A 24406-nucleotide genomic window follows, 5' to 3' on the forward strand; every position below is an offset into this window, starting at 1 on the left:
TTCAACGCCAAGCCGGCTGAAATCAAAGCCCTGTTCGCCAACCAGCTCGATCCCACACGCACAGCCGAGCTGCGTGCAGAGCTTCAGATGGCTGGACTGCCGATTTAAAGGAGGCGTTCAAGGCGGGTTGGTGAAGGCTCGGTAGTTGCACTTAATGTTGGCCGGCGGCCATGCAATGCAGGCCTGCGCCGTCAAACGCAAGTTCAGTTGCACTTAATGCTGGCCTGAGGGCGCTGATAGACGCAGTTAATGTTGGCCCAGAAATGCGCTGAATGCAGGCCTGACGCTTTTCAAATGCAAGTCCCTACAACTACCTGTTGAGACGGGCATCGGCCTTCTTCGCTCGGGGAATTAAATAAGTCAGAACCTGATACACACCGCCCAACATGGGAAGTCGGTCAGTGTGCTGCACTGCCTCTGACTGGCCTTGCCCCGCGTTGTTAGCAAACTAGGCAGTGGCCTTTGCCAGCATGGTGCACCCAGCTGAGGATGGTGGTGACGTCGCAGTCAACCTCTTATAAGGCAATACTTTACTTACCATAAATACAGTAATAACTGTTTTATAGCGTTCTGCGGCGGTGTTGTATAAATTGAGTTTTGGTCGAACTACCCAAAACCCCAGCCGCAGCTATGCCACAGCCACCGTCTGAGGACGGTCAAGTTGGGGGCGCTGTAAAAAAGGGAATTTAAAGTACGTTTAGCAGGTAACAGCGCTGTGGTTACAAGGACTTAGCCACAGACCGTCCGATGATGTTGACCCAGTCCGTTGCGACTCATCTCACCAGTCTCTAGCTTCACTTCCGTTGCTTGCTCTGGCTTCAAACTCTCCAATGACAATGAACAAAAACGGGGTCTTTGTTCCCCCATCTCTTCCCCCGGTTTGGACTTGTTCCCCCGCCTTTTTTAGCCTAAATGTACTTTAAATTCCCTTTTCTACAACGACCCGCCGCTTGGCTGGGCTTGGTGCCTGGCCAGTACAGTTCCGGTGGCAAGGCACGCTTGGGGCACATCACCAAAGTGGGGGACTCCTACATCCGGTCGTTGTTGGTACTGGGTGCGCGTGCGGTTCTAAACAGGGCCAAAAACAAAAGTGACAGCACCAGCCGCTGGGCCGTTGCCTTGGCCGAGCGACGTGGCTACTGGCGTGCGATTGTGGCTATTGCCGCCAAGAATGCCCGTATGGCCTGGGCATCGCTAACCCTCGGGGAGCGCTTTGCAATGCCCGCTTGAATCCATACAGCAACTGAACAAATGAATTGATTTCTACCGCCGCTTGACGGCTTGCAGTGATGAAGCAAGGTTGGACCTGCGCGGGGTGTTCCTGAATAAAGCACGAAGGTGGTTAGCACCATCCTTGATTAGCGAACGAGGCCCCCGCGTGCGTCTTTCATCAGGGTTCGCAGCACTTGAGCTGCATCAATGACCGTTTGTAGTACAGCCAGTCCGCACCTTGTATTCAAAGTCTCTGCCAGAGCTGCCGGTAGCGGTAGCGCGTGTTCAACCTCCAAGAACATTCCATGGTGACTTGCTGCGCAAGCCGCCACGGTCAGGTGTTGCTTGACTTCTGGGGAAGCCCTTGTAGTACGATTTTTCAGTTACCAATCTTCATGCCCTAGATGCTGCTGGTTCAACAGAGCGCGGTGACTTTTCCAATGGGGCAGGTGTTGGTCTAACAAGGCCTTGAACTGCGCCGAGTGGTTGGGTACTAACAAATGTGCCAGCTCGTGTACTACCACATACTCTAGGCATGGCAGCGACTTTTTGGCCAGCTCCAGGTTGAACCACAGCCGCTTACTCACGGTGTTGCAGCTACCCCAACGGGTCTTCATTTTTTTGATGCCCCAAGCGCTGGCCTGCACCCCAAGCGCTGTTTCCCACTGGGCCAACAGGGCAGGCAACAACTCTGCCAATTGCTGACGGTACCAGCGTGCCAACACCGCCTCGCGCTGGGCCGTGCTGCGGTTAGGGTTCACAAACAGGTTTAAGCAGCGCCTACCACTGAGGGCAGCGTATTGTTTGCCGGGCTGCTCTTGCACCTGCAACAGGTACCGTTGGCCTAAGAAATAATGGCTTTCACCATTGACCATCTGCCGCTCAGATTGGCGCGGCTGCTGCTCAAATTTAGCTTGCTGGCGACGTATCCAGCCCAGCTTGCCAATGACCGCCAACCGCACCGCTTCGTCACTGATAAGCAACGGCACGGCTACGCGCACCCGGCCATTGGGCGGATAGACCCCGAGGTGCAGATTTTTAATGTCTTTACGCTCTATGTGTACCTCGATATCGCTGACGGTGATGGAGCGGTGCTCAGTATTCATGCTGTTGTTTGGCCAATTCCAAGATACGGGTGGTTTCGGCTTCCAATTCGTAGCTGCCACTAGGCTCTTGCACGCCAGTCAACCCGGTGGCCAGCGCAGGCTCCAGCACAGCGCGAATGGCTTTACGTACCAGCTTGGTTTTCATGGCGTTGGCTTTCCAGTTGTCTTGGCTACTGGCACGCACCGCCTCATCGACCTGCAAGGCTAAGGCTTCGTTTTGCCACAGGTTGTTGTACAGGGCTTTCTGGGCTGCCGTTCGCAAGCTGGATGGCAAGCCGAAGCTGGCACTGTGCGCTTGCAGCACTTGGCGAGACAATGCTGCCACTTGGGCCAAGTATTCCTTGTACTCCAACACGCCTTTGCGCCTTTGCTCGACTAAGGCCTCCAGCAGGCTGGACATTTTGTCGTAGTAGGCTGGGTCAATCGGGCTTTCATTGATGATGACCCTGCGCACGTTGTTTTCAATCGTCTCGGCCACAGCGTCTTGGTGCTGGCGCATGCGCTCGGGCAGGGCGGCAACGGCTTCGGGGCCACGCTGCACCAGCAGTTCAATCAGGTTGAAATCGTCAAAGGCAGATATTTTTTCGCTTTCCTCTGCGCGGATATAGGTGTCAATCAAGTGTCGCATGGCCGGTTCGTAGGCCTTGAGGTCGATATGGTCGCCACTGGAGAGTTTTATTTCGTCACGCACCTTGCTGTAATGCTCTACCTCGGCGCGGATGCGCGCCGCTTCTGTGCTGGTGTAGCCAGCGGCTTGGAGTTCGTTGGCTATGGCAGCAAATGCACGTATCAGCGCCGCCACATGCTTGTAGAGCTGCAAGCGTTTGGCTTCGTTCGCTTTCAGCTGTACGCCATCGCCGGGCTGCTGGCAACAAAAGTAATGGCGGTAGGCTGCAGAGTCGCGTGGTAAGGCGACCGTCTCGCACAGGGCACGCACCGTTTCTAGGGCATCTTCCAGGTGCTCACGCGCCTTTTCCAGACGGTTTTCCAGCAAGCCGGCCACGTCGGCCTTGTCAAAGCCGTCGAGTGCACCGCTGGTGTAGTCTTCCACTGCGTTTTCTAGGCGCTTGAACAGGTCTTTGTAGTCAACGATGTAGCCGTATTCCTTATCGTCCCCATCGAGGCGGTTGACCCGGCAAATGGCCTGAAACAGGCCGTGGTCGCGCATTTGTTTGTCGATGTAGAGGTAAGTGGCCGATGGGGCATCAAAGCCGGTCAGGAGCTTGTCCACCACAATCAACAACTTCATCTGGCCTGGTTCGTCGATGAATTTCTTTTTGACCTCTTGCTCGAACTTCTCGGCCTTGGTGATGGCCTTGTCCACGGGCTTATTGAACCAATCCGACAGCATTTGGCCGTAAATTTGGTACTTGGTCAGGTTATCGGTATCACCTGCGCCAGTAGTTTCCCCTTTGGCATCAGCCACATTGGGGGCGTAACTGGTGACGATGGCGCACCGGCCCTTGAGTTCGGTCTTGGCAAACAGCTCGTAGAACTTGCAGGCTTCAAAGATGCTGCCCGCCACCAACATGGCGTTGCCGTGGCCATCCATCAGGCGGGGCCGGATGGCCATATCCAGCATGATATCGGCCACGATTTGCTCAAGGCGCGACTGGCTGGACAACACCCGCTGCATGGTTCCCCATTTTTTCTTCAGCTGGGCCTTGGCAATGTCGTTGAGGCCTTGGGTTTTGGCCTCAAACCATTGGTCGATTTTGGCTTGCGAGGTGGTGGACTGGTCAATGTCGCGTGCTTCGTAGCGCAAATCCAGCACCACGCCTTCACGCACCGCTTGGTCAAATTTGTAGGTGTGGATGTAGCGGCCAAACACCTCGATGCTTTTTTGCTTATCGGCCTTAAGCAGCGGCGTTCCTGTAAAGCCGATGAACAAGGCGCTGGGCAGCAGGGTTTTCATGGCCTTGTGCAAGTCGCCAGACTGGGTGCGGTGGCATTCATCGACAAACACATACAGGTCGCCCTTAGCCTGAAACTGGGCCGGCAACTTCTTCAGGTCGGCGATGAAGGCTTGGGCGGCTTCGCCTTCGTTCGATGAACTGGCTCCGGTGCGGCCGAACTTGTGTACCAGCGCACACATCAGCCCTTCTTGTGTATCGTTGAGCTTATCCAGCAAGTCAGTCCCGCTGGTGGTGCGGTAAATCTGCTCGTTCACCCCCTTGAACACTTTTTCGATTTGTTCGTCCAGCTCGGTGCGGTCGGTGATGATGAGCACCCGTGCGCCGGGGCGGTTCTCGCGTATCCACTTGGCCAGCCACACCATCGTCAGGCTCTTGCCACTGCCTTGGGTGTGCCAAATGATGCCGCCCTCGCGGCGGCGGATGCAGTCTTGTGCCGCCTTAGTACCAAAGTATTGGTTTTGCCGGCAGACTTTCTTGGTTCCAGCATCGAACACGATGAAGTCGTGCAGCAACTCTAAAAAGCGTGCTTTGCTGCACACCTGTAATAAGTGGCGGTCGAGCGGGTTGGCTTCAGCGGCCTGTGGGCCGTCGGGTTCTATCCATTGCAGCCAGTACTTTTCCGGAGTTTCGGTGGTGGCGTAGCGCAGGCCTTCGGTGTCGTTGCCTGCCATGACCCATTGCAGGGTGGTAAAAAATGGCTGGATGAACTCTTTTTTCTGGTTGTCGAGGTTTTGCCGGATACCTTCGGCCACCGAAACCGTGGAGCGTTTGAGTTCCAACACCCCCAAAGCGATGCCGTTGACGTACAGCACCACATCCGGGCGCTTAGTGGCCGCTTTCGCGGCGTTGAGCAGGTCGGCCCCCTGCACGGTGACTTCTTCGGCCACGGCAAAGTCGTTGGCCTCGGGGTTTTGCCAGTCGATGAGCCAGACGGTGACGTGGTTTTCACCCGCACCGGCCTGCACCTTAATGCCATAACGCAGCATCTCATAGACGGCCTTGTTGCGGTCGTACAGGCTTTTGCTGCTGTCATCCGCCACCTTAGTGAACTCGTGCAGGGCGCGGCCAATCAGGGTATCTGCCACGCCACGGCCCTGCAGCCACGGCCTGAGCAGCTCCAGCTCGATGTTGCTGTTATTGCGCTCGGCCCAATGGCCCAGATAGCGGTAGCCCAGCCGCTGCTGAAACAAGGCCAGCACACGGGCTTGGGTGGCTTTTTCGATTTGGCCGACAACAGCAGCGGTGGACATGAGACAAGCCCCTAACGGAACAAAAATGGTTTAACGTTTTCAATCAGGCGCTGGAGTTCAGCTTGGTTGTGTACCAGCATGGTATGTCCCCATAGTCCCACTGCACCTGCCGCACAGGCTTGGCCCAGTTGTTCACCGATTTTTTCCAGTGAGACGCCACAAGCCTTGCGCAGTGGCTCCGGTTCATCTTGGGTGCCTAGTAGGTACACCCGTTCACGCACATCAGCAGGGCAAGCTTTCTGAAAAATCTGCATCCGGTCGTCCACTTGGCCGTCAAAATCAATCAGCAACACCAAATGCCGTTTCGGGTATTTGCGTAACTGGGGCACATGCACGGTCACAAAGTCATCACGCACCTTAGCCCAGCCCCCAGCAATGGGCAACACCTGAATGGCACGCTCGTTAAGCGAGGGGTCGAGCAAAAAGCCGTTCACGATTTGCCGGTTGGCATCGTCTTCGGGTAGCACTAGAACATGCAACTGGTAGGCATTCACGCTCATGGCTCCAACTCCCCGCAAATCAGGGCTTGGATGAGGTCGGTCTCTGGGCCAAGCTCGGCCAAAGAACGCACCAGGGTCGGCTCTAAGTGGCTTTTACGCCCCAGCACCCAGGTGTTATCGTGCGAAAAGCGCCGCACCGCCTCTTCGTTGTGCGAGGTCATCCAGATTTGCCCACCACTTTGGTGAAATCCACGGCGCAGGGCGGTAACAAAGTGGCTCACCTCATTGAGCGATAGGAAGTTGTCTGGCTCATCCCAGAAAGCAAACAGCGGGCCATAGCTTTGGTTAGCGGCCAGCACCACGCCACAAAGAAAGAAGCATTTTTCGCCATCCGAGAGCGCATCAAAGTCCAGCTCGTGCTGGGCCTGGCCCACCTTAAAGCGCACCAGCAGCTCTTTGGCCTCCTTACCTGCACGCTCAAAGCGGAAATCGCGTAAATCGGGCATCACCTGTTGCAGGTAGGCACTCAGCGGGGCATAGGCTGCCGGGTAATGGGCCAACAGGCCCGACAACCAATCAGCCAGGTTGCGGGCATCTTCCACCGGCTCTAGGGTGTCGCCCACGGTTTCGCTGTGCATCAGGCGTGGCATGGGGGCCAGCAGCACCATACGGGCCAGCCACTCGCGGAAGGTGCCCAAGGGGGTAGTGCTGGAGGTGTCTTGCATTACCGGCAGGGCGACTAAGTGCCAGTCGATGTTGAAGCGCGCCTCGGGCTGGCTGGCGTTTTGCCGTTGCAAGGTCACTTGCGCCAGTTCACGCGCATAGAGTGGCTCGCCGTCCACTGTCAGGGCTTCTTCCAAGACGCGCAGCTCCTTGAAGCGCTCGGGTAAATCCAAGGCCAAGGTGTAGGCGAAAACATGCCCATCCAGCACCGTTTGTAACTCTAAGCGCATCGGGGTGTCGGTGCGGCCCCAAGCAAAATCGCTGGCCTTGAGTAACTGTCCGACGCGGTTACTGCCTCGGCCTATGGCCTGGAAGATTTTGAGCGCCTGCACTAAAGTCGATTTACCGCTGCCGTTTTTGCCAATCAGCAGCGCCGAGGATGCTTCGCCCGGTTTGAACTCGAAATTTTGCAAACAGCGGAAGTTATGGATGTAGAGGCGTTGGAGCATAGGTTTTCCATTTTAACCCTGAATCTAGGGGGTTGACAACGGGCTTATAATGAAATGGTAGAGACTCTTTCTCTACACGGCTATTAATATTCCGGACTAACATCTTATTTTTATACAAGGATAAAACAATGAGATACTTTGATTACTTAATGAAAAAACTTCCATCAAGCCCAAGAGTTTATGGAGATGGCTCCCTGATGATTTATGCACTTCAGGAGAAAATTTTAATGCTAGACCCATTCTTGAATGATTTGGCAGCATCCCTGACCGAACCCCAGTCTGATTTAGTGACCCTAACCCTAAGAGTGTTTTTAGTGTGGCTAGTGCAATACTATAAAAAAGCACAGCGACTGAAGAAGAGCAGGCTGTTTATAGCGAATATGCTTGGAATCATCTTGCAAAATTAGACAATAAAATTGAAGAAGATTCAATGAATTCATAATTTGCGAAACCAGCCTATCTCTTGGTAGGCTGGTTTAAGACTCAATCTAACTCATTTCTTCTTTGAAATATTGCTGCCATCCCGGTACTTATTGAAATTTGATTTAAAAAGCTCTTGAAATAGATTTTCTGTGCATCCTCTGTTAATCCCTCTTTTATCAAAAAGGTAGAGTTTGCAAAAAAATCTCGCAACTGGGCTTGTGTAGCCTCCACACCAAAATCGTGCAAAGAAACAAAGCCGTTGGCACGGATTTCAGCCTCCAAATCATCGGCATTGATATACACACCCAACCATTCAGGTTTAAGAATTTCTTTGAGTGTGCTTTTGCCCGAACCGTTAGGCCCGGCAAACATACGCAGTCGCGGCTGTACGGTGGTCATTAGAAAGAAACCACGCGAGATTTCAGCTTGAACTTGGCCCCAGCAGTGACTTTAATGGGGCTGTGCAGGGTGCGAATGACAGTTTCTGTGCCATCGGCATGGGTTTCTACCAATTTTCCATTGACGGCACGCATGACTTTTCCGCTACGGGCCAAGGCTTGGCGGTAGGCGTTTTGGAAGGCTTCTTGTGCCAGCATGGGAATACGGGCTTCTAAAACCTGCATGGATTCTTCGGTGATTTTCATAGAATTTTACAGTTAATTTTTTAGATTTTGCTTTGTATATATAACCTAAATATACATCATATTTATAGAGAATCCAACGAAACAGGATGGAGTGACCAAGAGAGCAGATTTGGCTTCACTTGAAAAATATTTTTAATTCCTTGAGATTTCCATGTTGATATCTTTTTACGAAGATTGATTTCGTTTTTTAGCAATGAATTATTGACGCCAATGTATATCGATTCAATTTTAGCCTGATGTCTATCGAATAGCTTCAGGCCTGGCTTTTTTTCGGATTCGTACCCGATTTTATCCTCTATTGGTTTAGTCAAAATTTTGTACGAACGCATAGGGTCATCTAGAAAAACATGTGTCTCTTCGAACAATGAATCTACCAACTTAACCACTCGAACCTCATCCTCATAATCCCATATTCTTGATTTAGTTAAATATAAATATTCAATTAACTTTGAGTAACTATTTATTTCATCGCCATCGCTACCACAAGCGCGAAGAAAAACCTGGTGGAAATCATCGAACTTAAAATCAGGGAAACTAATACACTGGTCTTTTGATTTATAAGTTACAGCACCATTCTGAACTGGAACTATATTATATCTAGTGGAAGTCAAAAATTCATCATCAACATCGTACTCAACCACGAATCCTTTATGAGACTCCCCGTAGTGCGCCCACATCAATGGATTTATAGGTGATTTTGTCAAACAAAGTATACATACGCGAGTCTTTAAATCTTTGATAGCTCTTATTACAGGTAAAAAACTATCTGCATTGGTTGAATCAAGCAAATATGTAATTTCAAACGGGTCATTAAATTGATTAGGTTCTGTAAATCCATATTGCCGGGAATCAATGGCTGCAAGACCACCAGTATAGGAATAGTATTTATAAAGCTTCATATCAACCTGATTTTTCCAGTCAGCAATTCCTGCATCATGCCTTGCTTGAGGGCGTGGGTTTTATCGCGGCGGGCTTGCAGGGTGGCGAGTTCGGCATCCATATCGGAGAGGATAGTGGCGATGGCGGTTTGTTCAGATATTTGCGGAATGTTAAATTCAAGTGACTCAATACTACTAGGACTCAAGTTATTGATGCTCGAACCAGCAAGTAGATTATTGATGTAGTTTTTATACTTTCCTGTCTGGAATAAGTAAAAAACAAAAGAAGAGTTAAATGTAGTAGCTTCAGTTCGGAAGCAGGCCATGAATGCACCATAGGTGTATTCATGGCCGTCGGCTACGTTAAAAATACCGGCCTTCCCAACCAAGGATTTACTTCCATTCGCCATGCAAATCAAAATATCTTCTTTCTGAAGAATTTGCTGTACTGAGACACATCGAAAATTTACAAACTGTACTTCATCAAGCACAACTATTGCACTCTGAACATTGTTGGAGCGTAAAAGTCGCTTTGTGTACGATGTATCGTGGGGTGATAAATCACTATCTCCTTTATAAGTTACACCACGCAAGCAGCTTCCAATATCCCCCAACCGCTTAACCTCCCATGCCCCAGAAAACCCCGGTAAGCGGGTTTTTCCGGTGAGCAGTTGCTGCATAGTGGCCTGTTTCAGGTCGCGCTTTTTGGCAATCAGTTGGTCGAGTTGGGCCAGCAGCGCATCCACATCCGATAGCACGGTGGCGATGGCGCGTTGTTCAGATAGGTGAGGGGTCGGATATTGAAAGTTTATTGCATCTTTGATATTGAACTGTTTCTGTGCAGTTCCGTATTGAATTGATTCGACCTGATTTCTGCCATATTTTGAGTTCATTAAGTGGCATAGCCAATTAGAATCGAATGAACTATGCCCCCTCACTATCATCATAGATGCACAGTTACTACTGTTGAATTCTTTTGGAACAACCGCTGTTACTCCTGGGTCACCAACCCTTACAGTGACTAGGTCATTTTCATAAATTGAAGATGCAGGCAGCTTTCTATGACTATTCAGACTAATGCGCCGCGCGCTCTCCCAATCAATCTTATTTTCGCTGACATTTGAGCCAACAAGCATTGGTATTGAACCTTGAGCATCAAAATAAGTCGATGGATTTATAACCAATCCAACTGATTGATTTGGCGAGATTTCACGCAGCCGCTTGACCTCCCAATCTTGAGGAATCACTCCCACTTCCGTCCTTTTATACCCCGGCTTGATTTGTTCTTCGCTCATAGCGCAAACCCCATTTGCTTTAGGTGTGCATTCACCTTGGCCTGCAACGCATCTACCTCTTGCGCCAGTTGCGGCAGCGGGGTGGCGTAGCGCTGCGCCAGTTGTTGGATGCGCCCGGTCAGTTGTTGACTCATGCGGTCTAGTTCGCTTTGCACGCGCTCGGTCAGGGCGGTGAGCCATTTGTCTTGCACCAGCAGGGTTTCTAGCTCGGAGCGCGTCAGTTGCGCGTAGCGGGCGGCCACTTGGGCTTCTAGCGCTTTTTCGGCGGCTTTCAGTTGCTTGTTGGCGGCGGTTTCTTGGTCGGCCAAGGCGGAGTATTGCTGCAATAGCAGCCTTTCTTCGGTGGCGCTGGGGTCGGCTTTAATGGCTTTGAGCCGGTCTTTTACCCCTTTGGCGGTCAGTTTACCTTTGTCGTTTTTGGCTTCGGCCAACAAACCATCGTCGCTGCTGTGTTCTTCTTCCAGTTCTTCCAATTGGCGGCTGATGGCATCGCGTTGGGCTTGCTGTTGCTCTAGTTGCGCCTGTTCGGTGGCAAAGTAGCGCGCTACCAGCAGGGTGCTGGGCAGCAGGTCGGTGTTCGGGCTACCATCGCTGCGCAACGCCGCCCAGCCATCGGTGGCCAGCATCCACACATCATCTTGCAGGGTTTCGGCCCAATAATCCATCAGGTGCTGGTAGATGGCGTAGGGGTCAAGCAGCGTGGCTACCTGGCCGCTGTGGCGGAAGGTGTAGAGCAGGCTTTCGGACAGGGCTTCCAGCAGCAGCTTGGGGCGGTCGCCCAAGGCAATGCTGCTCAGGCGCTCGGTGTGGGCGGCTTTCCAGCCGTCAAACAGGGCGGTGACGCTTTGGTTAAAGCTGGTGAACTCTGGGTGCTGAAAAATGCTGGCCTTGATTTGGCCGGGTGCTACGCGCAATTGGCAATAACCGGGGCGTTCAGCGGGCTGGAATAGGGTCTCGCGCACGCTGGGCAAGACTTGCCAATAGGCTTGTAGGCCGTCAATGTCACGCAGCGGAATGCCACCTTGCAGGTGCGCAGCGATGTCTTGCAGGTCTTCGGGTTCGGTGCTGTCGATGTAGCGCGGCAGGTTCAGGTTGTAGTCGTTGCGGGCCACTTCCTCCAAGGGCACCAAGCGGGCGTATTGGGGCACATCTTGGCACCGGCTTACGGTATCAACAATTTTGTGGATGTCTCGCTCGCGCAGGCGGTTCTTGTTGCCATCCTTGATAAAGCCTTTGCTGGCATCCAGCATAAAGATGCCCTTGCGCCCGGCAGCGCTTTCTTTGTCCAACACAATGATGCAAGCCGGGATACCAGTGCCGTAAAACAGATTGGCGGGCAGGCCAATAATGGCTTGAATCACCCCCTGTTGCACCAGCTGGGTGCGGATGCTGCCTTCGGCCCCACCCCGGAACAACACCCCATGCGGCAAGATGACCCCGGCCTTGCCGGTGCTTTTGAGGCTTTTCAGGATGTGCAGCAAAAAGGCGTAGTCGCCGTTTTTCTCGGGTGGGGTTCCCCATTCAAAACGGTCGTACAGGTCATTAGCGGGGTTGAGGCCGCTCGTCCACGCTTTCGTCGAAAACGGCGGGTTAGCCACGATAAAGTCAAAAGTTTTGAGGCCACGTTCGCCCAAAAAGTGCGGGCGCGATAGGGTGTTGTCTTGCCAAATTTCTGCCGTCGGGCAGTCGTGCAGCACCATGTTCATGCGTGCCAGGGCGCTGGTGGCGTTGTCCATTTCTTGGCCATACAGGGCCAAATCCAGCCCGGTGCGGCTTTGGGCTTCGTCGTGCGCTTTCAGCAGCAAGGAACCAGAACCGCAGGTGGGGTCGTAAATGCTTTGTGTGGCTTGCTTGGCTTCGCCCAAGCCTATCACCTGCGCCATGACGCGCGAGACTTCTGCCGGGGTGTAGAACTGGCCCTTGCTCTTGCCGCTCTCAGTGGCAAAGTGGCGCATCAGGTACTCGTAGGCATCACCCAGCAGGTCGTCGCCCTCGGCACGGTTGCGGCCAAAATCTAGCCCTTCAAAAATGGACACCAGCCGGGTGAGCCTGTCCACCATGTCTTTGCCCTTGCCCAGCTTTTCTTCATCGTTGAAGTCGGCTACGTTGATAGCGCCGCGCAGGTTGTCATTGGCATAGGCCAAGCGGGCAATGATTTGGTTGAGCTGGTCGCCAATCTCTTTGCTGCCTTTGGCGGCCACCATGTCGGCAAAACGGCCCCCAATGGGCACTTCAATCAGGGCATCGGGGTCGCCCGCGTATTTGTCAGACACATATTTGACGAACAGTAGCACCAGCACATAGTCTTTGTACTGGCTGGCATCCATGCCGCCACGCAGCTCGTCGCAGGATTTCCAGAGGGATGAGTAGAGTTCAGATTTTTTCAGGGCCATGTTTTGCTGCGATGGAAGGGTTCAAAAAAGTGGCGCGGCGGTAGCAGTCAGCCCCCGATTGTGCCCACTCCCAGAGGCTAAGCTTTAAATTTCGTACAGATGTTCTGCCAGCGAAGGTAGCACTAACGTTGTACCTGGGGTCGACTCAGAATTCGGAAAGACAGAACTTTTTAAAAAAACCATCTCAAATCAAAATAATTTTGGCCGACCAGTCTTCATTTTTGGAACTAAATTACTAATTTCGACAAGTTTTGAATCAGGTAACATATTAAGTGCAGCCAATCCAGCACGTAATATTTCGCTACGATTAAGCATGACTCCTTGAGCTGCCGACCGCTGTCGGAGCTGGTCTATCAAAGCGCTATCGCTTGGGGGTAATGAAAAAGTTTCCCGGATGATTGCACTATCACCAGCCGACTCCTTCCTAGTGACCCGAGAGCCTGGGACGAACAGAGCACTGGATTGGGGAACAGTTGATGTCAGCTGCACAGAGCTAACGACGTTAGCTGCAGTTTGCAATGTGCCGGTAGCCATCGCAGCTTCTGCGGCAGCAAACTTGTCAACTGGGGTGACAGCTGCCTTCATGCGGTTCGCCATTGATTTCATGATAAAAATTCCTGCATACGGTATGTATCGTATTTATTTTACGCCAAGAAGACTCAAGACTTCGGTAGTCAACTCTTCAACTTCGGCTTGGGCTGGTTTGCCCCCAGGTACATCGTGTACCGTGCCCCCTAAGACGACACTTTGGGGATAAGCTTGGCGTAGGTGCAACGTTGCTTTAAGCAAGACTGCATCGAAGCCCTCCAAAATTTCTACAGCATCTCGTCCGAGTTGGGTATTTGGCTGCTTAGCGTTCAGCAAAATAGCCGCCTGGATTCCTTCGTTGACGGCTTTAGCTCGCTCAATAAGCTTAAGGGTCTCCTGTACGGCCCAAATGTCCGCTAAAGACGGACGGGTCGGTATGAGCACCAAGTCAGAAACAAGAAATGCCGATTGCGGTGTTGGTGCCGAAACTGAGGGCGGGCAGTCCACCAAGATGATGTCGTACTGGTTGACGAATTTCTGGAGTTCCCTATGGAGCTTACTGCCAGAAGCAGCTAGGCCCACTACGTTGGCAGGAAAAGGGGTTTCTTCGCTCATTGCGGACCAGCGGGTTGCGGTTGCTTGCTCATCAGCATCAACGACGAGCACTTTGAAGCCTCGGCGACACAACGCGCCAGCAAGTTGCATAGTCACGGTCGATTTCCCAACACCACCTTTTTGATTCCCGATGGCGATTATTTTTGCTGTCATGCTAATCCTTATGTATTAACGTGATTTTACAAACAGTACGTAACATTTGTAAAATAAATAAGATTTATGCTGATTTTTGACTGAGCGGGCGTTAGGTTAGACCTTATTGCGCAGAAGTTGCATATCGCAATGCATCTTGTACGGACAGGTATCACACGCCTTACAGAAGGCCTTGAAGTTTTCGGACTTTGGCAGCTCTAGGCTGAATGCCGACGATTCGCCCGATAGCTTGCGCAGAACCGATGCCAAAAAGTCGTCCGTCAGCTTGTAGGCCCGTAGACCTTTGCCGTACAGGGTTGTGCGCTGGCGAGCATCTGGGTCCACATACCGCTGAATCAGCGTACGACCGACCCATTCGGGCTTCTCGGTGACTGCCAAGGAAGTGGTGAAATCCTTACCGTAATTCACGTCGACTAGGCTGGCCATCTCGTACATAACCTGGGTAACCGTCACCCAAGTCGGAATGACACCATCACGCTCCATAGAACGTCGCACAATGGCCTGCAGAGCCTCCCGCAAGATTTCTTCAGGGGAGTATGGGTCAGTGGTGACATTCTTTTGCCTGGCGAGCGCGTTGTCCAGCATAGTTACCAACGCGGCATCCCCAGAGAGGGCAGCCACCACTTTCAGAGGAGCCTCAATTTCGTCCTGACGGCCGGTCTTGTTAGGAAATATAGCTTGATAAGTCTCAGCTACCGCCTGTACATTATTAAATGCCCATGTGTGTAAGTGATTTCGAATTTCATCAAGGACATTCGGCTCGAGCTTCAAACTCTTGTTCACCTTCACGTGAGTAGGCATATGCCTAGTGTTAATGGTCAGCATCCGGCTGCCCAAGATGGAATCAGAGCCGCGAGTGTTATTGATGACTTTAATGCCAAAAAAGTTGAACTCGCGCTGGAAACCTTGACCGTTCTTGAATTCAGTGACCATCTTCATGGCCGTTGATTTTTTATAAGATAGCTTCAGGGTCTGCACCAAGTCATCAAACTGAGCATCCTTACCGCTGTTGTTGACCCCAATCTGTTCTAGGTCGTCAATCACAACCAAACCGCGGGTAGCATCAATGTGCCGTGCCAAAGTAGCAGCAGACACTCTGGCCAACACGTTGCGGCTGTTAGCTCCCATAGAGCGCATGGCTTCGCCTAACTCCGACTTACCAGAGCCAGCAGGGCCGGTCACCAGCAGTAGCGGAACAGCATCAAAGACCTCTTGTACATATGATGCCACCACAGCGCAGGAAAGAATAGCATAGTCGTGTTCGTAGGGTAGCCAAACAGACCCCCGCAAGTGGTTCTGAATCTTGACCATAAGCCCTTGCAAGCTTGTGCCGTGGTCCTTTTTGGACAGCCAGGTGCGCACCGAAGGCCAAGACCAAGTCAGATTAGGGTTTGGCTCAGGTTGTCGAGACAGTAAGGTGCCATCCGGAATCAAACGCCACACTCGTGCGTGTTCTGGGGTTCCCTTGGGGGCCGGCATCTGCTGAGCGCGGTGCTGGGTACGGTCGCTGCGGATAACAATAGTGTTGTAGTGCTCAACCACCTCACCGGTGGACTCAACCATTTCCCGGACAAGAGTGCGTACGGCTTCGTACAGGTAACCATTGCGATACTCGCCCACAATGGACACGGGGTCAGCAGCAAACCTACCAAAAGACCGGCCATCATCGTCCTCCACTTTCTCAACGATTGGGATGGACTCCGCTGTTTCCAAAAGCTTCTTGAACTCAACTTCCGTATGGCCAGCTAAAACCCAGTCATTCCAATCTTTTACACCAGAAGGAGTTACCCGGCGGATTTCGCGTTCAGCCAGCTTGGCCAGCGCCTTAGCATGCTCATCCCCCGCCCGCCGGCCGGACAGGGCATCAGCCTTATCGTTGTCATGTCCGGCGAACACCAAGTCAAACTGGTTCCAATAGTCTGGTTGACGCCAATCAGAGGGGAACCCACCACCGCCATTGGTGGAACTCACCAAAGCTAGCTGATTCATGAGCGGAGAACCTTCTAGGAGTTGGTGCAAGGCCCACACGTCCTTCAGTCCATCACAGATAAACAGCCATCGTTTGTTACGAGCATCGGCGTTGTAATACACCCGCGCCGCGCCTGGAGACCAAGCCCGTTGGGGTTTATCACGGTTATCAACCGTCACATCAGGTATAGCATAGTTGACGTATTTCTTATAAAAATTACCATCCGCCCCAATCAAAGGGGCAGCCAGAGCGTGAGCGTGGATTTGTTTTCCATCTTTTTCATAAGGTTCAGATAATGTGAGCTTAAACCTTTCAATAGTCGCCTGGGTATAGCCACGGGTCTTGGTCAGGTATTCCATTGCCTTCACGTTATCCATTAACCTGCGACGGCCCCTGACGTTATTGTCTGCATTCATTCGGCCGATGTCGAGCTGAACCTTTTGGGCTTGACTGAAAAAGGACGCAACTTGGATAGTTGACTTGGCAGATTTGAGTTTGGCCACATCCTCAGACCCTAGGGCTCCCAGTGCAACCAAAAAGTCTGCATAGTGTGGAGAAGGCTCTCCGGTAGGGGAGTCATGAGGGTGCATACATTTAACTGCATGAATAAACCCATTTTCTCCAGCACGCTCGTGCACACCACACTGATAGTTGGATTGGCCGTCTTTACCATGGCCGCACCAAGGACACCAGGCCATATTCAACCAATCCCCTTTTACTTTCACATTAATATTATATTGCCCCAGCAAGTCTTTGGCAGACTGACGGAGTAAGCCAAAAGCAGTATCTAAACTTGTCATGATACGTTTTTAGACTTCTCGTACAAGGACTCAAGGGCATCCATCTCGTCAATGTTGTGTACGTCCTTGTAAATGGAGTTGGCTACGGCCTCACTGTCGTTCAAGATAGCCTTAATTTGAGAGGGAGTCCCACCAATTTTGGCAATGGTGGTAGCCATCAAGGTACGCAGCGCGTGGGGACCCACACTGAGGCCTAAATAAGCTTTAGTATGAAGAGAAAAGCACCTGTATAAATTAACTTCACTCATTCTCCAGGGGTCATATAAGTACGTGCCAGTCCAATTTCTTCGGGCAGGAGGTTTCCTTGGAGCTCTGATGAGTCTATTAATAAAAAACGCATTGGTCTTGTCATGTCCGTTGCATAGCGGTCGGTAGACATTTACCCACTTGTCCAAAAGCTCACCGATATCATCAGGAATAAGCCGGTCGCGTTCTTCGGCATGCTCATAGATAGCATTTTTAAACTCGCTACGAGCAATTTTGAGTCGCCACTTACCGCTAGGCTCTTTGATAAGATGCTTACCTAAGTCAAGAAGACAAATATTCTTGGCTCGTAAGGGGTCGAACAGCATAAAAGCGACAATAGTAAGGGAACGCCAGTGCACTGCTTGAGTGACCGGTGTTGCATCAGGAGGTAAATCACGTTTCATAGACGCGATGAGCTGGTGGTAGATGGCTGCCGGGTTCTTTTGTCGCAACAAACGTCCCAAAACCTCCTTGTTAGAACGCTTACCAGTCTGCTCCTTCAGTCGGGCGGCCTTAGTTAAAGAAGCAAGTTCCTTTTGGCGAGCATCACACCAAGAATCCCACTGCTCAGGAGAAACCGGAGGATTGAGTTCTTGAGCAAACTCAGGGTGAAGCCTGAAAAAAGAAGTCTTCGAATTCAACAAGTTATTGCACAAACCCAAAAATGTGGTAGAAAAACTCTGAGGAAGTGATTTTCGCAACATCGTTGGAGATGGCATCGTGGAATTTTTCTGCTGAAATTCCTCAAACGCAAGATAATGCTCTTTATCAAAACAACGAAGTTGAGCATACTTCATAAATTCGAACACGTAGGCAATTTGGACAAGCATAGTCAGGCGAAAGGATGAAGGGTCAAGTCCTTCCCCATAACGCAAACTTTCAAGCCAGTTCGGATTGGAATTCGATGGTTTCTTAGGCAATGCGAGAAATCCATAGAAACGGGAAAGCGAAAGCCACTGCTTGTCTGCGGTCTGACTACTACTCCAAACCTGACTTTTCTTCAAAGACACCACTTCACCCGAAGGCAATATATGGTCCTGTACAGTCTTGTGAGCAAACAGTATATTGATTGACTCGAGTAAAGACGCCGGAAAAGCATCCTTGGGCAAGCAAAACTTTTCTTTTCGGACTTGGCTGAGGTACCTACGATAAGGGATATCTGTATTGAGTTCGAAGACCTTTATTTTTTTGGTGTTCCAGAACTTATCGTGGAGCGTGTCCTGAGATAGGCCTAGGTACGTCTCAAATTTATGGATAAGTGGTATGCTATCCCGCTTTCGAGGAAAACGGTGACCCCTTGCCCAGTCGTAGGCTAAGGGGCCAACATCACGCTTGACATCGGACAAGGTAAGTCCTTTAAGTCGCATGCATTCTTGGACAGTCTCTAGAAAACAAGTTGGAAGTGGTTGAACAGCTGCCAAACTCAGATAAGCCTTGCGCAATCCTTTTAAGCGCGACGCCATGTTTGTGACAGTTTTTAGGCTGCGGTGCTGACCTGCATCGTTCATGAAATTATGCAGAGTGGTCTCAAACCCAGAATTGAATTCAGGTCCCACCGGCATAATCAAAGCCCCTCCGATGTAGTTGAGCCAAGCAACCAGAGTTGACTTATCTACCTTGGCCACGACTTCGGACACCTGTCCCCGATGGAACTCGGCTAGAACTTGCTCATACAAAACAGGCTCGCCAACAGGCTGCCTAGGTTCAGCTGGCCGCGAACCTTCCTTAACATCAAATGACATCCCATGCTCCAGTTGCGAAGAGCGCTCAGATATGGGACAATGCCACTCGTAAGTTATGTGGACACAATCCCCTATGAAAACGGCCAGTTCCTGCCAGAATTGGCTGCTTTTCTGCGCGCGCGCTATGTTTTTTCAGAAAAATAGCTTAAGTTAGAAAATTAATTAAGTGTCCCTGCCCCTAGGCTACGGGTTCAAGCCTCCTATCTTCGCCTGACTGACGCGTCAGCTTCTCCACAGCATCAGGCGTAAGTCGAACATTTCGGTGAAGCAAAGACCTGTCCCGCGTTACGTAGCCTTTTTTGACTAAGCTGTTCAGCAAAGACGTAATGGCCTGCTTCGACACGCCCATGTGCTGTGCGATTTCTGAGCCCAACGGATAGTCACGACGCTCAACTGCATACTCATACAAAAATCGCAGGCACTTAGCTTGGCGTTCCGACAGGACAGGCAGCAGCTTACCCCCGTCGGGCAACACTCCTAGCTGAACCTCTTCTATGACCATATTTGGCTCTCCATACAACATGGCGAGCACTTTAGCGCATAACAGGTTGACTGTCTAGTTGACCTAAAGTTGACCAGCAAAAAGAAACTGGCAGTGTGGAGGTTGGGCGGTAGGTAGGCACACCATCACAGCTAGCCAAAAATTCTTCTGGCCGCTAAGTTTTAGCCGTGTCGGACACCCGTGTCGGTAGCCTGAAATTCATGTCAGAAAAAAGAACCGACACGAAGCAACCGACACGAAAATTTTCATACCGACACGAACAACTAACACTACAAAAAAAATGAGTATGTGTTCCAACTGGGTCTAGTTCTCAGAGGGAAAAACGCTATTTTTTCTTTTTGAGTTCTTTTTTTCAGGATGTGTGTGTTCCAACCACTTTTCACTGACACTCAAACCGACATGGGTTAAAACCGTTTATTTACAATCACTTAGACGCTATCGTGTCGGTTTCTTGCTACTTTGAGGTTTGTTGCCTGAATTTTTTCTTGGAAAGTTTTCGCGGGCACTTTTCCCCGATTGTTGGGAATGATTTCTCAAAAGGTTGGGCAAGTTCCACTTTGGTTCTAAGTTTTGGTTACCTGACGCCGTATGTTCGGAAGAATGAGATATCTAGTTTTCACTCTAGTTTTGATAGCACTACTTGCTTTACCTGCAACGTATTTAAGGCTCTTTCTAGCTATGCTTTATGCCAGTTGTTGAGTCACATCGAGCGGCCATAGACCTGCTCGAACTGCACACCTTCGACTTTCATAGCCGCCTACACAAGTCGTTAGCTAACTTCCCAACTTTTATAGTCTATCCCTATTAAAATCAATGACTTAGCTACTATCTATGGGTGTAACCACTTTTCTCAGGTTGGGCGTAGAAAACTTTCAGGCCTTCCACCGCTGGCTAATTGGACTTTGTGCACTCAGATTGGCCATAACCCATTGAAATATCTAACTTTTCTTCCCCCTGGACAGGTTGTTTTGTTGTCTGAGAAAAGTTCAGTGTGCTGCGGCAGCCCTGAACCGACACGGTGACACAAACCGACACGGCTGTCTGCATTCAGGCAACCCTCATGGCCGTGTAGTTGGTAATCGACACGCTTAAGGTGGTCGGTCAGAAACCTGTGGGCAAAAGCACAGGCTGGGGTGTGGGCACGTGGACAATCACCCTGCGGGTTGCCCCCAGTGGCAAGCCTCGGGTATGTGGTTGGTTTTGTCGTGTTGCCCTTGTATAACTTTGCTTCTTTTGTCAGTGCTGTGTCTTCCGGCGGTCGTTCGCCAATCAGCGTTAGTTCTGGTGGTTTCCATGTGCTGGCTGGCTTTACCTTATGCTCTTCCAAAACTTAAGTTTCATGCGCAAACTTGAAAACGCAAGAAAACCGACTCAGTGCGGCGGTGTTGTGCCCGTTGAGTTAGCCCCCTGAAACACAGTCCTGAATAGCCCCGGGTTTCGAGGGTGCCGGCTTCATGCTGCAAGGCATCGAACACGGCGACCAGGCCCTTGAAGACATTTCGGTTCGTTTGGCACGGTATGGCTTGATGAAGCCGAATGTGTTCGTCGATGAAATGCGGGAACGCATGGAATTTTGGGAACAACAAAAAGGCCATTAAATTCACCATTGATGTACTGGTGGACATACTTGTTTGCCTGCTTGTTCAGTTGTCGGGTCAGCCGTAATTCTCACCCCGCGCAGTTTTGCTGCCGGGGTTTTTCCATCTGAAATCCTCTGCCGCATAGTCGTCCAGCATTTCGTTCAGCGGCAACGTTGGTTCGTTTATCGCCTCGCACCAAACGAACCATTAAATGATAAACTTACTTATCATGGGTACAAAAATGACTAATCCATTGAGCATCGTTGGCGACTTGGAAGCCATGCGCAAGGCCCAAAACTTGACGCAGGAGGAGTTAGCGATGCGGGCCGGTGTGAGTCGCATGACGGTCTCACGCATCGAAGCGGGCTTTGACCCCAAGCTCAGCACCGTCTGGGAGCTCTCCCGTGCATTGGGTTTAGAGCTGGTGCTAGTACCCAAGGCTTTACGCCGCGAAGTCCAGCACTTCATCCAGTCGGGCGGCAAGGTGGTGGGCCAGCCTGCGGGCATTGAAGCCCCCAAGTCGGTTGTGGACCTCCTGCGCTGATACGCTGATGTCCGCCATCAAGTATCTGCGCTTGTATTTGCACGCGCCCTAGGGGCACCGGCAGGCCATTGGCTACCTCTCCTCCTTCGGGGATATGCTACCGGTCTCTTTCGATGAGAAGTATGAGAACGACCCGAATCGGCCTACTTTGTTCCTGCAATACATGGGTGCCACGGAAGCTGACACCCAAGCTATTTTGCGCGCCAGCCGAGACCGCCTCTTGGTGAGTAACGATGGTCGCTGGCCTGCCTACTTTCAGAATTTGCTGCATGAGGGCCACAACCGAGACCGCTTGGCCAAATTTACCGGGTGATGCGTGACGAAGGCTGGCTGCTCAGCCATGACGGGAGTGTCACCATCTTATAGTGCATAACCTATGCAAGATATATACTGTAAATATGATACTTATCGTATTTAAAATAGGAATGCAATGCCTGCAGCTACGGAGCGGCATCGCTTCTCCCGCCTAGCCTGGGGATTGAGAGACTCAAGCTTGGCCGCGTAGAGCCGACAATTGGCGCTCAAGCGCTTCAACTTGACCTGCGTGCCTTGCTGCCTCTTCGCGTGCTTCAGCCCACTTGCTCGCTTGGGTGCGTGCCTCAATCAAGGCGGCCTCAGAAGCTTTCAGGCGCTCCTGAATTTGCGCGAGTTCTATTGCCTTCCCTTGGAGCGTTGCAGTCGCCTCGTTCAGTTTGTTGCTCAGGCTTTCGTTTTCTGCTTTGAGTTCATCGAGCTTGCTCTCTAGGTCATCGACTGTAGCGCTGGCATCCATTAGCTCACGTTCGGCAGCAGCACGCTGCTCGTCGGCCGTTTTTACAATCTCAGTCACACGACGCTCAGCAGCTTTTACCGCTCGGTCGTTTAGGTCGACTACCAAGGACTGTAGCTTCTCAAGCAGCGCCTTGGACATAGCCTCAAACTGCCCAGTAACCTCCACCGGCAGGTCAGCGATTGGTTCAACGCTCACCACTTTTTGTCCGCTCACGTACTCATCCCATACCTGCTTGAGCCGCGGGGCACTGCCTCCGCCAACCTTCTGGCGTAGAGCGAAGCCCGTCACGTTGCGCCCCTCAGCCTGCAATTGTTGACCGCCTTTGATGATGTCTTCAGTTTTGAATTCAGCTGGACGCATGGTTACTCCTGATAGAGCGACCATTGTAGTCAAACCAAAGAAACAAAGAAATAAAGAAACAAATTAATAGGAGTGATAAAACAAAAAACCCTCTAAAACGCATAGTCTCAGAGGGCCTTGTGGGGGGAGGCTGGGTAGGCTGCTAGGTGTGCACAAGTTCTTCGACAGCATTTTTTAACTTTGCTAGGCTCCGGTAGAGTGTTGCCCTAGATACCCCAAGGTTTGCTGCGACCTCTTGCACAGGACTGCCTGTATCCAGTAGCTGCTTCGCAGCAACGAGCTTCGAATCGGACATTTTTGGTTTTCTGCCACCTTTTCGGCCGCGAGCACGCGCAGCTACTAATCCTGCCTTCGTTCGTTCACAGACGAGCTCACGCTCCATTTCGGCGAGGGCGGACATTACGTGAAAAAAGAAGCGACCAGCGGGCGTGGATGTATCGATGCCATCGGTCAGTGAACGAAATTGCACGCCTCTTTTTTGAAGCAGGCCCACCAGCTCAATGAGTCCTTTGACTGTACGACCCAGGCGGTCTAGTTTCCATACTACAAAAACGTCACCTTCCCGAGCGTAGGCCAAGGCATCATTGAGGCCAGGTCGGGCTTTTACGGAACTGACCTTGTCCGTGAAGATTTTTTCTGCTCCTGCTTGGCGTAGGGCATCAAGCTGTAGCTCAAGTTTTTGGTCTTCGGTTGAGACCCGTGCGTATCCGACCAGCATCACAAACACCTTTTGTCGCAAAACTCATCAGATTATAGACTTATGATACTTTGAAAAAGAGATGAGATTTTGAGACGTGAGCTGCCTATAAAGAGGGGAATTCGTGATGACCTCCCCTGACTGTCGCAAAAACGACCGTTTGTGAGACTGAATCTCTTACCTGACTTAGTTTTTGATGGGCCGGAGCTGCAGATTGAATCGTTGCGGTTATTTTAATTTGTAAAGTATTAACGATACGTATCGTATTTAGTAATATTTTTGGCGTACGACTACTACCAAGAATCTCCCAAAGCTAAGCTAGGCTTGGTACCAAATTTCTTTGAAGACCCTTACTCCCGCATCTGCGAATTCGTGAAATTTCCAGTTGTTGAGCTGTAGCTCCAGCCTCTCAATCAGAATTTCTAATATCTGTCGCATCCACTTTTTCCTCCACGTTGGCAACGATGTGATGAGCTTTTGTGTCAAGAGCGCATGCAAGTCCGAACAGCGTATCTAGTGTTGGGGAGGAGCGACCAGCTTCAAGGTTTCTGATGTACCTTGAGGTTACACCTGCAAGCGAGGCCAGGTCAGACTGCGTCAAACCACGGTTGAGCCTCTCTTGTCGCAGTACGAGGGCAAAAGCTTGTTGAGGATTCATGTGAAGACCTCCATCTTCGTACATGGAACCTCTAGGAATAGGAACTATAATTCCTATAGCCATGAAAATTCTTCCACGAAGCGTTGCCCTACACGTCGCCATGGTTCAAAAATTTAGGAAGGCTGCATACGGGCCGTTGACTTCCGACTGGGGACAAACATGACAGACAAGAGACTGCGCAGAACATTTGATGTAGCTTTCAAGCTACAAGTGGTCAAGATAGTTCGTGAACAGGGTTTGAGCATTGGCCAAGTTTGCCGAGAGTTGGACTTGGTCGATAGCGCCGTGAGGCGCTGGCTAATAGAGTTCAATCAAGAAGAGCTGGTAGCCACCCCCGAAATTGGCAAGCCATTGACACCCGAAAAGAAGCGCATAAGGCAACTTGAAGCAGAGATTCGCCAACTGAAGTCCGACAACTACCTGTAGGGACTTGCATTTGAAAAGCGTCAGGCCTGCATTCAGCGCATTTTTGGGCCAACATTAACTGCGTCTATCAGCGCCCTCAGGCCAG

At 51.1% G+C, this 24406-nt stretch carries 21 protein-coding genes and 2 pseudogenes; 6 read left to right on the top strand and 17 right to left on the bottom strand.

The window, feature by feature from the left end; translation table 11 throughout:
- Positions 1 to 945 precede the first annotated feature (945 nt).
- Positions 946 to 1230 (top strand): annotated as a pseudogene (locus BMX55_RS15535) (transposase); the annotation flags it as partial.
- A 365-nt stretch (positions 1231 to 1595) separates the two neighbouring features.
- Here the strand turns inward: BMX55_RS15535 and BMX55_RS15540 are convergent.
- Genes BMX55_RS15540 through BMX55_RS15555 form a run of 4 tightly spaced genes read right to left on the bottom strand, consistent with a single transcriptional unit; the run spans position 1596 to position 7096 of the window.
- A complete protein-coding gene (locus BMX55_RS15540) occupies positions 1596 to 2318 on the bottom strand; it encodes a M48 family metallopeptidase (RefSeq protein ID WP_091459276.1) in 723 nt (240 codons plus the stop codon).
- On the bottom strand, positions 2308 to 5484 hold the full coding sequence (locus BMX55_RS15545) for a type I restriction endonuclease subunit R (RefSeq protein WP_091459278.1): 3177 nt from the start codon (positions 5482 to 5484) through the stop codon (positions 2308 to 2310). The genes BMX55_RS15540 and BMX55_RS15545 overlap by 11 nt, the downstream gene beginning before the upstream one ends.
- 11 nt (positions 5485 to 5495) lie before the next feature.
- A complete protein-coding gene (locus BMX55_RS15550; RefSeq protein WP_091459280.1) occupies positions 5496 to 5984 on the bottom strand; it encodes a hypothetical protein in 489 nt (162 codons plus the stop codon).
- Entirely contained in the window at positions 5981 to 7096 is a 1116-nt protein-coding gene (locus BMX55_RS15555) for an AAA family ATPase (protein WP_091459282.1), read from the bottom strand. Before BMX55_RS15555 ends, BMX55_RS15550 begins: the two co-directional genes overlap by 4 nt.
- 128 nt (positions 7097 to 7224) lie before the next feature.
- Here BMX55_RS15555 and BMX55_RS15560 point away from each other — a divergent pair, with 128 nt between their 5' ends.
- Positions 7225 to 7503, top strand: coding sequence for a hypothetical protein (locus BMX55_RS15560; protein WP_091459284.1), 279 nt, complete (start codon positions 7225 to 7227; stop codon positions 7501 to 7503).
- A gap of 76 nt (positions 7504 to 7579) precedes the next feature.
- Here BMX55_RS15560 and BMX55_RS15565 read toward each other — a convergent pair whose 3' ends face one another.
- The 10 genes from BMX55_RS15565 to BMX55_RS16955 form a co-directional block, all read right to left on the bottom strand.
- Positions 7580 to 7918, bottom strand: a complete 339-nt coding sequence (locus BMX55_RS15565) for a hypothetical protein (protein ID WP_091459286.1) — start codon at positions 7916 to 7918, stop codon at positions 7580 to 7582.
- On the bottom strand, positions 7918 to 8163 hold the full coding sequence (locus BMX55_RS15570; RefSeq protein ID WP_245751519.1) for a hypothetical protein: 246 nt from the start codon (positions 8161 to 8163) through the stop codon (positions 7918 to 7920). The genes BMX55_RS15565 and BMX55_RS15570 overlap by 1 nt, the downstream gene beginning before the upstream one ends.
- A gap of 62 nt (positions 8164 to 8225) precedes the next feature.
- Positions 8226 to 9062: a DUF2971 domain-containing protein gene (locus tag BMX55_RS15575; protein WP_091459288.1), complete on the bottom strand. Its 837-nt coding sequence runs from the start codon at positions 9060 to 9062 to the stop codon at positions 8226 to 8228.
- A complete protein-coding gene (locus tag BMX55_RS15580) occupies positions 9059 to 10336 on the bottom strand; it encodes a restriction endonuclease subunit S (protein WP_091459290.1) in 1278 nt (425 codons plus the stop codon). The genes BMX55_RS15575 and BMX55_RS15580 overlap by 4 nt, the downstream gene beginning before the upstream one ends.
- Complete coding sequence (locus BMX55_RS15585; protein WP_091459292.1) at positions 10333 to 12729, bottom strand: type I restriction-modification system subunit M; 2397 nt, start codon at positions 12727 to 12729, stop codon at positions 10333 to 10335. Before BMX55_RS15585 ends, BMX55_RS15580 begins: the two co-directional genes overlap by 4 nt.
- Before the next feature lie 189 nt (positions 12730 to 12918).
- Positions 12919 to 13335, bottom strand: coding sequence for a hypothetical protein (locus BMX55_RS15590; protein WP_091459294.1), 417 nt, complete (start codon positions 13333 to 13335; stop codon positions 12919 to 12921).
- Between the two features lie 33 nt (positions 13336 to 13368).
- Positions 13369 to 14025 carry a ParA family partition ATPase gene (gene parA, locus BMX55_RS15595; RefSeq protein WP_091459296.1) on the bottom strand — a complete coding sequence of 219 codons (657 nt, stop codon included), beginning with the start codon at positions 14023 to 14025 and terminating at the stop codon, positions 13369 to 13371.
- 96 nt (positions 14026 to 14121) lie between these two features.
- Positions 14122 to 16794, bottom strand: a complete 2673-nt coding sequence (locus BMX55_RS15600; protein WP_143059700.1) for a toprim domain-containing protein — start codon at positions 16792 to 16794, stop codon at positions 14122 to 14124.
- Positions 16791 to 18782 carry a site-specific integrase gene (locus BMX55_RS15605; RefSeq protein WP_091459300.1) on the bottom strand — a complete coding sequence of 664 codons (1992 nt, stop codon included), beginning with the start codon at positions 18780 to 18782 and terminating at the stop codon, positions 16791 to 16793. The genes BMX55_RS15600 and BMX55_RS15605 overlap by 4 nt, the downstream gene beginning before the upstream one ends.
- 178 nt (positions 18783 to 18960) lie before the next feature.
- Positions 18961 to 19305 (bottom strand): LexA family protein, encoded by a 345-nt coding sequence (locus tag BMX55_RS16955; protein ID WP_143059701.1) that lies wholly within the window; start codon positions 19303 to 19305, stop codon positions 18961 to 18963.
- Between the two features lie 1433 nt (positions 19306 to 20738).
- Between BMX55_RS16955 and BMX55_RS16515 the strand changes: the two genes are divergently transcribed.
- The 3 genes from BMX55_RS16515 (at position 20739) to BMX55_RS15620 (ending at position 21721) form a co-directional block, all read left to right on the top strand.
- Positions 20739 to 20882, top strand: coding sequence for a hypothetical protein (locus tag BMX55_RS16515; protein WP_177172931.1), 144 nt, complete (start codon positions 20739 to 20741; stop codon positions 20880 to 20882).
- Positions 20883 to 21105: 223 nt separating this feature from the next.
- A complete protein-coding gene (locus BMX55_RS15615; protein ID WP_091459304.1) occupies positions 21106 to 21408 on the top strand; it encodes a helix-turn-helix transcriptional regulator in 303 nt (100 codons plus the stop codon).
- Between the two features lie 94 nt (positions 21409 to 21502).
- On the top strand, positions 21503 to 21721 hold the full coding sequence (locus BMX55_RS15620; protein WP_177172932.1) for a hypothetical protein: 219 nt from the start codon (positions 21503 to 21505) through the stop codon (positions 21719 to 21721).
- Between the two features lie 174 nt (positions 21722 to 21895).
- On the opposite strand, the gene BMX55_RS15625 is transcribed toward BMX55_RS15620, so the two are convergent.
- From BMX55_RS15625 to BMX55_RS15635, 3 genes are all read right to left on the bottom strand, one after another.
- The gene (locus BMX55_RS15625; RefSeq protein ID WP_091459312.1) at positions 21896 to 22540 is read right to left on the bottom strand and encodes a DNA-binding protein; all 645 of its coding nucleotides are present in this window, start codon (positions 22538 to 22540) and stop codon (positions 21896 to 21898) included.
- A 142-nt stretch (positions 22541 to 22682) separates the two neighbouring features.
- The gene (locus BMX55_RS15630; protein ID WP_091459314.1) at positions 22683 to 23258 is read right to left on the bottom strand and encodes a recombinase family protein; all 576 of its coding nucleotides are present in this window, start codon (positions 23256 to 23258) and stop codon (positions 22683 to 22685) included.
- Between the two features lie 388 nt (positions 23259 to 23646).
- Positions 23647 to 23895 carry a helix-turn-helix domain-containing protein gene (locus BMX55_RS15635; RefSeq protein ID WP_177172933.1) on the bottom strand — a complete coding sequence of 83 codons (249 nt, stop codon included), beginning with the start codon at positions 23893 to 23895 and terminating at the stop codon, positions 23647 to 23649.
- Positions 23896 to 24054: 159 nt separating this feature from the next.
- Here BMX55_RS15635 and BMX55_RS15640 point away from each other — a divergent pair.
- Positions 24055 to 24318 (top strand): annotated as a pseudogene (locus BMX55_RS15640) (transposase); the annotation flags it as partial.
- Positions 24319 to 24406 lie beyond the last annotated feature (88 nt).

Source organism: Giesbergeria anulus, from assembly GCF_900111115.1.
In the GTDB taxonomy this organism is placed as follows: domain Bacteria; phylum Pseudomonadota; class Gammaproteobacteria; order Burkholderiales; family Burkholderiaceae_C; genus Simplicispira; species Simplicispira anulus.